This is a genomic window from Prescottella sp. D32 (assembly GCF_037287305.1).
Taxonomy (GTDB): Bacteria; Actinomycetota; Actinomycetes; order Mycobacteriales; family Mycobacteriaceae; genus Prescottella; species Prescottella equi.
The window spans coordinates 927,776-941,332 of record NZ_JARBSW010000001.1 but is presented as its reverse complement, the minus strand read 5'-3'; the positions used below and the strand labels follow the sequence as shown (position 1 = coordinate 941,332).

Below are 13,557 nucleotides of genomic sequence, written 5' to 3'. Positions count from 1 at the left end.
GCGTCGACGCCGCATCGTGATCGGAGCGTCGTGCGCCGTCGCAGCCGTCGTTGCGTGGGGTGGCTACGTGGCGTTCGAAGCGATGCAGGTGAAGTCGAACCTCGAGCGGGCGCGGGACCATGCGACGACGACGAAAGACGCGCTACTGGCCGGTAACTCGGAGCAGGCAACCCTCGCCGCGAGCGATGCCGCGCGATACGCCGAGCACGCGCAATCTTCGACGGACTCACTGAGCTGGCGGGTGGCAGCCGCCGTTCCGTGGCTGGGCAGCCCGCTCGAGACGACCCGACAGATCACCGGTGTGGTGCGTGGGCTCACCGACGACGTCCTCACCCCGGCCGTGCAGGCGGGTTCGGTGCTGTCCCCTGATCGGCTGATCAGTGAGGGCGCGCGGATCGACCTCGGCCCGCTCCGCGAAGCGGCGCCCGCACTCGCCGATTCCGCGGCCGCAGCAGCCGAATTGGCGGCACAGGCCGATGCGGTGGACGGCACTTTCCTGGGCGCCGTCGACTCGGCGCGTATCCAGTTGCAGGAGCAGACGGCCGACCTTTCCCAACTGCTCGGGAATGTATCCACCGCCGCCGAGATCGTTCCGTCGATGATGGGGGCCGACGGGCCCCGCACCTACTTCATCGGGTTCCAGACCAATGCCGAGGCGCGCGGTACCGGTGGGCTGTTGGGAGGCTTCGGCGAACTGCGCGCCGTGGACGGCGCCGTCCGCGTGGAGGATCTGGGCAGCAACAAGGAACTCTCGATCGAGGACAAGAAGCCTCTCGACCTCGGCCCGGACTTCGAGAAGCAGTACGGCATCAGTCGCCCCACCACCGATTTCCGCAACAGCAACGTCAGCTCGCATTTCCCGTACGCGGCGCAGATCTGGCGGTCGCTGTGGGCGCAGGAATCGGGTGAGCAGGTGGATGGTGTGATCGCCACGGATCCGGTGGCGCTCAGCTACATTCTGGACGTGGTGGGCCCGGTGACGATGCCGGACGGCGAGAAGGTCACGGCCGACAATGTCGTGGAGCTCACCGAATCCACCGCGTATTCGCGTTTCGCGAACGACAACAACGCCCGCAAGGCATACCTGCAGACCATCGCCGGCAAGGTGGTGGAGCGCATGACCGGAAAGATCTCGAACCCTCAGGCGCTGCTGGAAGCGCTCGGACGCGCCGCGAGCGAACGTCGGATTGCCGTGTGGAGCGCGAATCCCACGGAGCAGCAGGTTCTCGAGGGCACGGTGCTGGGGCACACCGTCCCGGACGATCCGGCGCCGTATGCCGGTGTGGTGGTGAACAATCTGGGCGGAAACAAGCTCGACTACTACCTGCAGCGGGAGATCGACTACACCGCCGAAAGCTGTGTGGGCGACACTCGCAAGTCGACGGTGACTATCCGCCTCACCAACACGCTGCCGCCTGGTGACTACACGAAATATGTTGCGGGCATGTTCGACAACCCGGCGGGCGCCCCTGTGGGCACCAATCTCACCAATCTGTCGTTGGTCGCAACCCAGGGCGCGAAGCTCAACAAGGTGACCGTGGACGGCAAGCCGGCCTTCGCCTTCACAGGCGCTGAGCGCGGGCACCCGGTGTTCGACATCCAGACCCAGGTGCGGCAGGGGCAGACGATCGAGGTGAAGTACGAGTTGACGGAGCCTGCCAGCCCAGGCAACGCCCGTGTCCCAATGCAGGCGCTCGTCGACAACGCCACCATCACTACGTCCGCACCTTCCTGCGGATACTAGACACATTCTCACCTAGGTCATGCGGATCCCGATTCCACCATCAGGCGGATTCGCCATGCCTACGTGTGTGTGGGAGCGACAACGACTCCAGACTTCCAGCGTCGGGAACCACCGCACACGACTACCGCCGACCCCACCGCTGCCCTAAATATCGTTACACACTGATCTACTCATGCGAAATACTTCGCCCTCAGTAACCAAACGAGAACCAATCGCTCGCGGACGCGATGCAATAAACAAGTCATCTCTGGCCCCGGACCTCCCCTCGCACCACCCTCCGCAACGCGCCACCGAACGCGGCAGCGTGCCTATTGCGGATACTCCCCACCCAACGGCACTGAGGGCAACGCGAACCAAGTATCACCGCCGACTATGCCGTGAACGCCGTAAAGCTGTCCGACCGAGTACTCGACTCTACACAACCATCTTCCCACTGGTCGGCATAGAATAATAGAGACGGCCGTGCTGTCCTTCTGGGGAGCAAACCGATCGTGTTGATCGACCCCCATCGACGGACCGTTGTAGTGTGCACGCCCCGTCGAGGCTACAACGAGACCCGATTACCTCTACCGGGGCAGTTCGCGCCGCTTAACCGCTGGGACACCATAATACAGAGAATGTGGCTCAACATCCTTTGTGACTAGGGACCCGGCGCCGATGACCGCACCTTCACCAATCGTGACGCCGGGGAGGATCATCGAGCGCGTCGAAATTCTCGCACCGTCGTTGATCACAATCGGCCGCCGAACCCCAACGCCAGCCCGATTTTTAGGATTGCTAATATCGTGGTCGGAGTCGACGAATACGGTATGAGAACCGATACTGACATTTTTTCCGATCTTGATGCCAGCTCTGCAGTCGAAGAAGGCGTGGTACCCGATGAAGCTCCCATCCCCGATGGTGACATCCTTACTCCGAAAGAAAGCGCCAGGCCGCACGGTGGCGCGTCGACTAATCTTCAACCCGAGCAATCGGAGAAGTTGCGGCCGAACCCGTGCGGAGAAAATATACGAAGAAACCACCCCATTGACAAAGAAGGACCACACCAGGGAATGCGGGTCACCACCATCCCGATAAACCACCTCTGCAAGCTTTGACCGAACGCTTCGCGCAGTCACCATCAACTCCCAATTCCCTCTATGCCGGGTGTCGGGTCCTGAAACCTCGACTTCCCTTCGCTTTTGGACAAGTTCAACCCGCCGACAACAATGCAGGTCAGTCAGACGCCGCAGACGTGGAAATCAAACCGCGATTCTCTCTATGTTCAACGACCGGAAAATCTCGCTTCAGCAATGACACCCCTAGCGACGCACCGGACAGAATTACAACAAGCACCAGGCCGTAGTAAACATCAAACATTGACCCGCCGAGAAGGAACCGGAAAACCACGACCATAAGAATCGCAAACCAGATGGTCCCCCTGAGTCTTTGGGCAAGATAAGCAAAAACCCCAAATATTACTGCAAACAAAAGGAGTCCAGAAACGTAGCTCCCCATGGTCAGCCGAAGATAGCCTATCGGCGACAGGAACTGACCACTCGCTTTATACCCAAGATACTTGGAACTGACTTCCACTGAAACCGAACGCGGCTTTTCCGGCCAGAGCGACCGAGGAATGAACGTTGTCACCGGCGAGAACAAGTCTGCCGGCCTAGCTGGTTCAAAACCCGCAATCTCGCGCGCGAATCTATACCCATCAAGCGTATCGATGCCAGCACCGTATACCGCGTCCGCGGGGTCATCCAGCACTTCTGCGACGATCGCACCCGCATCTCGACCTTCGCCTCGAGTCGAATTTGCTCTCATTTCCGACATGAATGTTCCAGCCAAGATCGCGCACACGGTGACGCATAGCATTGCGACGACGATACGCAACCTATATATGGATCCTCGGACAAGTAGACCGCAAACGTATGCAATGACAATCACTGCCAACGGGCTTCGAACGTTTTCTAGGATGAGGAAGAACGTTCCGGCGAACAGGGCAATCCTAAATCGCCACAGCCCGAATCCATCAAAGTATGCTAGTACCGCCAGTCCGCAAACCAAGGCAGTCCGCAACAGGACGACTAGACCTTGCCCCTCCAAGCCTCTCGATTCAAGAGCTACTGGGAACACCATATAGGCGCAGAACCCAGCTATAATTAGGACAACCGCGACGATCTGCCAATGTTTCCGTGAATGGCGATCTTCTATTGCCTTCACCCGAGGGAAGGTTGCTACAATCCCCAATTCCACCAGGAACACTACAAGCAATTCTAGCGCCCAGAACAAGGCCAGTTGATCGAGCTCAAGGGGATCCGGCCTGAAGACTATCCCAGCGGACGAAATCTTGCTGTCAAGGACCTCCGCTGCTTGCAACCGCCCTGGTATCCACAAGCAGAATACATACATGATTGCTGCTGTCAGCGAAACCACAGCGTCCCACAACCGCCGGCTCACAAACTTTCGGTACCCACGCCAAAAGACGCCGAGCACCACCGCCGCCAACGCCATTTGCCCTAGCAAGGTCCGACTCTTCCACCAAGAGAGGCGGTGAAATCAAAGTTCCGTGTCATCGGCCAACCGCCTCCTGCATTACGCCATAATGCAACCTCGCCCAGTGACTCGTGGAACGCTCTGCACGAGCCTCGTCCGAAACCTCACGTCGCCCACCCGCTAGCGCTCTGCCGATCGCGGCGACCAACTCCGCGTCTGTGGGTTCGAAAAGTTCGCAGCCCAGTTCAACCGCCTCAAGTGCCGCATGGCAATCTTTAGCCATAACAACGGGTATTCCGCGCGACCGAGCCTCGAGCATCACCATTGGGCATCCCTCCCGAGCAGCAGACCCTGAAGCAATTACCAATACATCAGCCTTGGCATACAGTTCATCAAGATTCGGCAAATTTCCGACCAACTGTACGTTCGAAGCCGCCTGGTTCTCCAGGTTCGAAGCTTCAGGCCCCGTACCCGCAACAATGAAATCAACATGAGGAAGCGCCGCAGCAGCCTCAAGTACCAAATGAACACGCTTGAACTTATGAAGTCGGCCCGCGTAGAGGACTGTCGGACGAATCTTTTCGTTGACGCCGTCGGAATTTGCCGAAGCGACATCGGGGAAGGGATTCCCAACTGTAACTGCCGCAATGCCAGACCGCTGGAGCGACTCAGTTACTCCAGCGCTGATCCCGATCGGCTTCGATACGGCAGCCTGCCAAGCGTATATTGTGCGCGCTGCACGAGGAAGGCTGTCCGGGACCGGTCCATGCTCAGTCCAGACAACCGGGACTCCCTTTCTCTGCAGGATCCTAGGGAGCATCAGCTTTTCTTTGAAGTATTGAACGTGCACCAAGTCAGGCCCGAGCTCGTCCAATGCCCGCAGTGTGCTTCTCAGCGAACTGACCGAGCGTATTCCCTGCCGAATCATTGGTTCACGTCGGGTTAGTTTCGGCGTGATACCCGCAGCAATTACCGGACCCAACGATTCCGGCCAATGAGGCAGACTTCCAACTAGATAAGGCTGAATGCCGTACGACTTTCTTAGCTCAGCGTACAAGCGGTAAAGATACTGCTCCGCCCCGCCTGCAGTCTCAGAGGAAGCAACGACCGCAATCTTCATTCTTGGATCCCCTTCAGAAACTCCGCGAAGCGCCCGCCGAATAGGCCGCTCTTCACTCTCGCACACCATTCACTCGGCATCGCCGTAGTTTTATGACCATGACGGCACCTACTATTGCTGATATAGCACTCGTTGCAAGAGAGATCTGCGCGGCCACCAAGCTATCGATGTGGTCCCATAGTACAACGAAGGCCACCGCCGTAACCCCGAGCGAGGTAAGAGAAACAACAGATCCTGCACCCGGATAGCCCCGGCCCGAGAGAATCGACGAGCAGAATACAGAAATCCAGAGGGGGATACTGGAAATAGCCAGGATCTGCATGGGGACCACACTCGGGGCGAAATCGGCACCAAACACAATCGGAGTTATAGGCCCCGCAAGGGCGACGATTCCGACAACCGAGACAACGCACACTACGAAAAACAGGCTGGCATCGCGAAATATCTTCGAGTTCGCGGCTCCTCGCGCAGCACTAGGAAGCGCATTTCGTGCAGCGAGTGTTGCGAGGACTAATGGGATTTCGGCAACTGTGACGGCGATCGCGTAGTACCCAAGCTCTGCACTGGTGGATGCGGCTGGCATCAACAACTGATCCAGACGCGAACTAGCTATTGTGGCGATGGTGCCCACTGAAGCAAAAATAGCGTATTTCGCCACAGCTTTGCGATTGGGTGGCGTGGTAACGTCCGAATCGAAACGGGTCTTCGGAAGCCGTCTAAACAGAAGCGAGGCGGCGATAGCGAAAGACGCGAGCGCTGCAGCGACAAAATACTCTGCAGATGTCGCTCCTAGCAGTGCGACAACGACGACGAAAATGAACCTAAGTAGAGCCCCCGTGGCGCGCTCTGTATCAAGAATACGCCACCGTCCGACGCCTTGCCAAGATCCACGTCGAATTTGAACAACGGCTGATAGTAGAATCGCGGACCAGCACGAAAGAACGAAAGCCAGCCCGATCCCCTGTCTCTCGCTAATTATGCCGGCATACCAGATCATTACCGCGGCGACGATTGTCGCGGGAATAATGCAGAGCCTAAGCCCGACTCGGAAACAGGCTCGAACATCCGTGCCGCTCGCAGAAAAGAAGGCTACCGCACTAGGGATGCCTATACTGGCAAACGCCGCGGCGATCGTAATCGGCTGCATTACCCCCGCAAACTGACCACGACCTACCGGCCCCATTGCGTGAGCTAGAATAGGGCCACTCATCAAACCCAGCACGGGCCCCAATCCATAGGCCAGGATGCCTCGAGATTTCTCACCAAATATCGCCGAGTGCATACGGCCTCGCGGCTCGTCGCGCCTAACCGGAGTTTCGCCGATCGTCACGAACCCCCGCCAATCAAATTCCAAGCTTGGTCAATGCGATGGGACCACGAGTGTCCTTCCGCCAGCCTGCGACGGAGAGAAGCAGCCTCGACCGTCCACTCATTGACAGCTTGCTCGACAGCGTCGACGAAAGATTCCGGCGGCGCGAGCTTGACGCCTTCCGGCAGCGATTGCTCCAGACTGGGGATAGGCGTACTCACTACATCCATTCCGGCCGACATGTACTCATATACTTTCAGCGGGAACACGCCTCGAGTATAGTCGTTCACGTGGTATGGAATTACGCCGACAGTTGATTCAGCACAGTTTCGGGCTAGATCCTCCAGGGGCAAGTTTCCGAGGTATTTAACGTTCGGATTGTCAAGTAGTTCCTCGAGTTCGCGACGGCTTTCCACGCCGTCGATACTGACCGGCCCGGCCAGGTCGAGTCTGATTCCGCGGCGCGCAACCTCGTGAAGAAGTTCAAAGTTGACTTTTGTTGGCGTAATGTTGCCGGCAAAGAGCACCCGAGGAAGCCGCTCAGAAATCGGCGCTTTACCGAAGAGTTCGACGTCCGCGACGTTTTCCCACAAATGGACCTTGGCACCGAGTCGACATAGGTGATCGTGCACCCCTTTACTGCTCGCAATCACTGCGTCCGCGGCCCGGACTAGGCGCCGCTCGGCGTCGAGCAGTGCACGGGCCGGGACGCCGGGGAGGGTGTGAAGAAGGTCGACCGAGTGGTATACAACTTTCGAGAATCGATCTTCAAGTCCGTATGTGATAGGCGAAAATGTCCAAAGTACATCGCCCTCGTCGGCTCTCAGTTTCGGAACAAGTATTCGCTCTACCAACCTTCGATTGAAGCCCCTGACCGCCGAACTGCCGTGGACTGGCACCACCGGCGGAGAGATGATGGTTAACGACTCGGGAATCGAAGGCGCTGCTGGTGTCACCCCTCCAGCCTTCGCCCGGAACGGGTTGACCCGGTTCGCCATCCGTGCCAAATCCGATCGCGACAAGGTAGGGGTCCGTAGCCCCATTGACTCGATGTACTGAACATCGGTATGGCCTGCCAAACCGACAGCCATATATTGCTTGTTCGTCCACACTGCGCTGTGGAAATCAGCTGTCGAAAGTATCGTTACGTTCGGCGCCACTCGCGTCTACACCTTTCGAGCCTTCTCGGCGTGCCCTGAGATCCTGTCATTTCCGATCCACTCGACAATTTCTTCTTTGAATCGAATTACATCGAATTTTCGGGCTTGAAGGCGGCTAATCTCCGGATCACAGCTCGCTGCACGAGTAAGCGCGGCATGCAGATCCTTACCATCGCTAGGGTCGCATAGTGCGCCACTAAAGCCGTCGAGCACTGTCTCCGCGACACCTCCAACTCGATTTCCCACAACAGGCGCACCGGCCGCCATCGCTTCTACCGGCATAATTCCGAAGTCCTCGACGCCAGCGAAGACGTAGACCAAGCACTGTTGGTAGAGAGCGTAGAGTAGCGCAGTGCTTGTACGCTCCATAAAGTGGACCGGCACTCGCGCAGCGTCGGCGATTGCCTTGAGCCTCGGAAGGTCGGGGCCTTCACCTGCGATGACGACGGGCGTATCGGTAGTTTGCCCAGCCTGGATCACAACGTCAAGCTTCTTGTACGAGACCAGTCGGGAGGCGCCAAGAATGAAACTGTCGGGCAAACCCGCCAAACGCGCCGAATCCTCGTCACTCAGTTCATCTCGCCAATCAGCGACGCTCTGAATCGCCGCGACATCAACTGGCGGATATATTGTCTGCGCATCTATTTCCCAACAGCGGGCGATCCGTTCGGCCACGAACCGGCTATTGGCAGCATACGTGCCACCTTCTTGCGCCCGCTGTCGATCGAGCAGCCTCAGCAATGGAGCGACGGTTCGCGCTGCCGCTGACTTACCCCGTTCATCTAAATCAGGTTCCCATATATATCTAGCAGGTGTATGCACGTATACAAAACGGTCGATTTCTTCATTTCCGGTTATACGAAGGTGGTGGGCGAATAGATGACTGCTTATGAGCACCCAATCACCCTGGGTTTTCGGCCAACGCCTCCAGACCCACGGCATCACAGGTAGCGCAAGCGCCTTATTTCTGCGTAGCGGCGTCTTTGCAATCACACTTTCGACGACCCTCGATTCATGGAAGCGCCCCGGAGCATCGTCCCAAAGGCATAGCAATGGCGAGTTGGGGGAAAGCTCCGAAAATGCCTCCACCACTTTTTCGGCGCCACCAGTATTTTCAATCCATTCATGAGCAATAATCCCGCTCATCGACCACGCCAGTCTCGAATGCGACCCGGGAGTTGCTCATCGGTGCGCCGCACATTGCACGGCGTCGATCCTTTACGACACATGATAGTTACCCTCGACCCATCCCGCGGTAATCCCACCCAGCCGCGCGCCATGCTTCCGATTGCAAGCAATTCCTTCCATCAATAATTCGGCGATGGCGAACAAGATCGGCGATCCGAGATGGTTTCAGGTTACGAAATTCTTGCCATTCAGTCAGCACTAAGGTTACGTCAGCGCCTTCCACTGCATCGACCAAACTGGAGGCATAACTAAGCGTCGGGAATAGATTGCGTGAGTTCTCCATCGCCTTCGGGTCATAGACAGTTACCGCAGCGCCCTGCAATTGAATTTGGCCCGCGATATTCAAAGCTGGCGAATCACGCACGTCGTCGGACTCCGGTTTGAAGGCCGCACCTAGCACGGCGATACGGCTCCCCAACAGCGCCCCTCCACAGGCTTCGCGGACCATCTCCACCATTCGTGTGCGCCGACGCATATTGATCGCATCCACTTCACGCAGAAAGGTCAGCGCCTGATCCGCTCCGAGCTCGCCCGCCCGGGCCATAAAGGCCCGAATGTCCTTGGGCAGACATCCGCCGCCGAATCCGACACCGGCGTTGAGGAACCGGCGACCGATTCGGGCATCATGCCCGATTGCGTCGGCAAGGACCGTTACATCCGCACCGGCAGCCTCGCAGACCTCAGCCATTGCATTGATGAAGGAGATCTTCGTGGCGAGGAATGCATTTGCCGAGGTCTTCACCAATTCCGATGTAGCAAGGTCTGTGACCAGAAACGGGATCTCCTCATCGAGCAGTCGGCCGTAAACTTCACGAGCAACTTCCTCGGCGCGTCCTGGCCGGTCGCGATCGATCCCAAGAACGAGCCTGTCCGGATGCAGAGTGTCTTGGACTGCGAAACCCTCCCGGAGGAACTCCGGGTTCCAGGCAACCTCGACGTCGGAACCCGCTGGCGCCAAGGCACGGGCCATGGCGCCCAATCGCTCCGCGGTGCCGACCGGCACCGTCGACTTACCGAAGATGACCGTAGGGCGGGTCAAGAGCGGGGCGAGCCGTTGGATCACTGCGTCGACATACCTAAGGTCAGCAGCAAACTCCCCCTTCTTCTGAGGCGTGCCCACACCGATGAAGTGCACGTCCGCAAAATCGGCGGCCTCCTCATAGGATGCGGTGAACCGCAGGCGGCCGGCAGCGATGTTCCGCTGAAGAACCTCGTCCAACCCCGGTTCATAGAACGGCACCTCTCCGGCCTCTAGCTTTGCAAGCTTCGATTCGTCGACATCAACGCCGAGAACCTGATGGCCAAGCTCCGCCATGCACGCGGCGTGGGTCGCTCCGAGGTATCCAGTGCCGAACACTGCAATTGAAGTGCTCATCGTTTGTGCCTCAATCCAAGAGAAGTCGGATGCCGGATATTGCGTCCACATCCAGAAGCGCCATGAAAGAAATACGGAAGACCGGCTTAGTACGCTCCACTGCCAGCAGTGACGGCGCGGACGGTCTTTCCAACGATGAGGATGTCCTGCATCATCGACCAGTTCTCGACATACGAGAGATCGAGGCGCACAGTCTCATCCCAGGACAGATCGCTGCGGCCACTCACCTGCCACAGGCCGGTCAGACCCGGCTTTACGAGCAGTCGCCGCCGCACCTCTCCGTCGTAGGCCTCGACCTCCCGACGCAGCGGCGGGCGCGGACCTACGACGCTCATCTCGCGGCGCAGTACATTCAGGAACTGGGGTAGCTCGTCCAGGCTGAACTTGCGGAGGAACCGGCCAACCGGTGTGATCCGCGGGTCGTGCTTCATCTTGAACAGCACGCCCGCGCCCTCGTTCTCGCCGAGGAGCGCAGCCACCTGCTTGTCGGCGCCGTCCACCATGGTGCGGAACTTGAGCATCTGGAACGGCTTGCCGTCCAGGCCGATCCGCTCCGACTTGTAGAGCACAGGACCTGTGCTGGTGGCTTTCACGGCGATCGCGATCATCAGCATCACGGGCGACACCAGGACCAGCGCGAGCAGCGAGAAGCAGAAATCGAAGGCGGACTTCCCGAAACGCTTGGCTCCGTGGTATCGCGGCTTCTCTACATGGATCAGGGGGAAGCCCGCCACCGGACGCATCACGAGCCGCGGTCCCGCCACGTCGACAACGCCCGGCGCGACCACCAGGTCCACGTCGTGGGGCTCGAGCTCCCAAACCAGGCTCCGAATCCCCTCGTGCCCCAGTTGTTCGGTGGCGGTCACCACCACAGTGTCGGCGCCACAGTGCCGGAGTGCCTGGACCACTGAGTACTCGTCCCCGAGAACGGGAATCTCACGCCCGTCCACCACCACGCTGTCGCCGTCGGTGCTGCCGGGACCGGGCAGACACACGCCCACCACCCGGAAACCCGATCCTGCGTCGCGACCGAAGTTGCGCGTCATCGTCAGAACCGACTGCCGGCTGCCCACAACCAGAACCGACGTACTGCACTTGCCACTCGATCGCTGGCGCGCCACTACTTTCCGGAACAGCCATCGCGCCGTGAGGAGGCTCAGCAAGCCGACCGGGAAGGCGATAGCCAAGTAGCCGCGTGCGATTTCGAGCTGGAACAGGAGGCTGATGATCGCGACGATGCCGAACAGCTGGACGGTGGCGACGACGATGCGCCGGTACTCCTCGGCACCGTTTCCGATTACTCGCGCGGACCGCGTCCGGTGGATCGTCAGCATCGACAGCCACGACAACGCCAGGGCCACCGACGCCGCGGTGTAGCTCAGCCCGGAAACCGCTGTCGCCGTGACCTCACGGGTTTCGGTTCCGAACCGAACCAGCTGAGCGATACCCACTGCCACGCCGACAATGAGCGCATCCGCCAGCCACAGGCCAGCGACGTAGCGGCGCTGCCATACGCTACGCGAACTATGTTGTGAGTCAGCGGAATCGACCACCCGAAGCCGTGTATCGGCCTCGAATCTGTCCCCCGCCCCTGTCTCCAGGGAATGCGTCGCCGTCACTCCTCCACCCTCCATCGACCGTGCACAGACTTGCCATGACCCCCGACGGGTCGATCACCATGAGTTGCCCCCCGAAGGCATCCCCACTACATCCACCCCCTCGGCCGACTCACGCCATCAAGCGCTCGATCGACCGATCAACCGTACTGGACACTTCGCGCTTACGGACCTTCGGGTCTGATCCATGGCCAGCACTTCCGGGGTGCGCTTCCGGAGGGCTGATAGGTCCGTTCCGGTAGCCGCAGCAATCGTTGTAGCACGGGTAACCGACGCCCACGAGTCGGACGAACGAAGTCTCGATCCGGGACCACTGGTGTGCGATTCGTCCCGACCTGTCGCTGAACGTATGTCCAGTTCAGATGCGCGGATCGAAGGTCCCGATCGAGGACAGGGTGCCCGCCGGCCGCGCACCAGCCATGGGGCCGCACGGCTACTCGCAAGTAACGGCGCGGGACCTGCGGAGACATCTCGCAGCAATCAACCGTACCCGGCCCCACAGGGGGACTGGTCGGATTCTTTGTGCCCGTTTCGGGCCGAAAGGTCACGTCAACCCACCTCGGGGCTGCAGCCGACCCCGACCGTGCCGGCGCGAATCATCGCCTTCGCGGCGGGCCAAACCGACTTGTCGGTGTGATGAAGAACACATACCGGCTGGTCGCCGACCGATTCAGGGTTCAACCACCCGGGTCTGCACCGCCCTCGGCCTCAGGGAGCCCTGAGCTGTCAGCGGACAAGTCCGCCCGGATGCTTGGGGAAGTTGAGGTAGGCGCGCGAGGGTGTGGGGCCTCGCTGCCCCTGATACTTCGATCCGACTACGGAACTGCCGTAAGGATTCTCGGCGGCGCTACTGAGGCGGAACAGGCACAGCTGCCCGATCTTCATCCCCGGCCACAGCGTGATCGGCAGGTTCGCGACGTTGGAGAGTTCGAGCGTGATGTGCCCGCTGAACCCCGGGTCGATGAAGCCTGCGGTCGAGTGCGTCAGCAGCCCCAGTCGCCCCAGGCTGGATTTGCCCTCCAGCCGCCCAGCCAGATCATCGGGCAGCGAGCACACCTCGAGCGTGGAACCGAGCACGAATTCGCCGGGGTGCAGAACGAACGGCTCCCCCGCAGCCGGCTCCACCAGCGACGTCAGCTCGTCCTGACGCAACGCCGGATCGATGTGCGTGTACTTGGTGTTGTCGAACACTCGGAACAGTCCGTCCAGCCGCACATCCACACTGGACGGCTGCACCGCCTCCGGATCGAAAGGGTCGATGCCCAATCGCCCAGAGGAATGCTCGGCACGGATGTCACGATCTGAGAGCAGCACAGCAAGAGGCTACCGGGTGGCGGCTGAGCCGATCGCGGACCTCGCCACCTGCGCGGTCCGGCGTTACGGCGGCCACTGCGACACCCACACGAGGCCGGTCTGCTACAGTTGCCGCTTGCAGGCGATAAACACCCTGGACCAGGGAAAACCCTGCATGCCGATGTAGTTCAATGGTAGAACATCAGCTTCCCAAGCTGAATACGCGGGTTCGATTCCCGTCATCGGCTCTCATTACCGAGGTCCTCTCAGTGGA

10 protein-coding genes and 1 tRNA gene are annotated in these 13,557 nt (G+C 59.6%); 2 read left to right on the top strand and 9 right to left on the bottom strand.

What is annotated here, in order from left to right; all coding sequences use genetic code 11:
• Window positions 1–16 precede the first annotated feature (16 nt).
• Window positions 17–1,744, top strand: coding sequence for a DUF4012 domain-containing protein (locus tag PSS76_RS04285; protein ID WP_443147368.1), 1,728 nt, complete (start codon window positions 17–19; stop codon window positions 1,742–1,744).
• A 566-nt stretch (window positions 1,745–2,310) separates the two neighbouring features.
• Here PSS76_RS04285 and PSS76_RS23905 read toward each other — a convergent pair.
• The 9 genes from PSS76_RS23905 to dcd form a co-directional block, all read right to left on the bottom strand.
• The gene (locus PSS76_RS23905) at window positions 2,311–2,865 is read right to left on the bottom strand and encodes an acyltransferase (RefSeq protein WP_443147367.1); all 555 of its coding nucleotides are present in this window, start codon (window positions 2,863–2,865) and stop codon (window positions 2,311–2,313) included.
• A 94-nt stretch (window positions 2,866–2,959) separates the two neighbouring features.
• Window positions 2,960–4,240 (bottom strand): hypothetical protein, encoded by a 1,281-nt coding sequence (locus tag PSS76_RS04280; RefSeq protein WP_337455897.1) that lies wholly within the window; start codon window positions 4,238–4,240, stop codon window positions 2,960–2,962.
• Window positions 4,241–4,298: 58 nt separating this feature from the next.
• Entirely contained in the window at window positions 4,299–5,342 is a 1,044-nt protein-coding gene (locus PSS76_RS04275; protein WP_337455895.1) for a glycosyltransferase family 4 protein, read from the bottom strand.
• Between the two features lie 52 nt (window positions 5,343–5,394).
• A complete protein-coding gene (locus tag PSS76_RS04270; protein WP_337455894.1) occupies window positions 5,395–6,672 on the bottom strand; it encodes a lipopolysaccharide biosynthesis protein in 1,278 nt (425 codons plus the stop codon).
• Window positions 6,669–7,811 carry a glycosyltransferase gene (locus tag PSS76_RS04265; protein WP_337455893.1) on the bottom strand — a complete coding sequence of 381 codons (1,143 nt, stop codon included), beginning with the start codon at window positions 7,809–7,811 and terminating at the stop codon, window positions 6,669–6,671. Before PSS76_RS04265 ends, PSS76_RS04270 begins: the two co-directional genes overlap by 4 nt.
• A gap of 6 nt (window positions 7,812–7,817) precedes the next feature.
• Window positions 7,818–8,957, bottom strand: coding sequence for a glycosyltransferase (locus PSS76_RS04260; protein ID WP_337455892.1), 1,140 nt, complete (start codon window positions 8,955–8,957; stop codon window positions 7,818–7,820).
• 88 nt (window positions 8,958–9,045) lie between these two features.
• A complete protein-coding gene (locus tag PSS76_RS04255; protein WP_337455890.1) occupies window positions 9,046–10,374 on the bottom strand; it encodes a UDP-glucose dehydrogenase family protein in 1,329 nt (442 codons plus the stop codon).
• Between the two features lie 86 nt (window positions 10,375–10,460).
• Window positions 10,461–12,008 (bottom strand): sugar transferase, encoded by a 1,548-nt coding sequence (locus PSS76_RS04250; protein ID WP_306256223.1) that lies wholly within the window; start codon window positions 12,006–12,008, stop codon window positions 10,461–10,463.
• A 708-nt stretch (window positions 12,009–12,716) separates the two neighbouring features.
• On the bottom strand, window positions 12,717–13,304 hold the full coding sequence (gene dcd / locus PSS76_RS04245; RefSeq protein ID WP_005517634.1) for a dCTP deaminase: 588 nt from the start codon (window positions 13,302–13,304) through the stop codon (window positions 12,717–12,719).
• 156 nt (window positions 13,305–13,460) lie between these two features.
• Here dcd and PSS76_RS04240 point away from each other — a divergent pair.
• Window positions 13,461–13,531 (top strand) — tRNA-Gly (locus tag PSS76_RS04240).
• The last annotated feature ends 26 nt before the right edge of the window (window positions 13,532–13,557 follow it).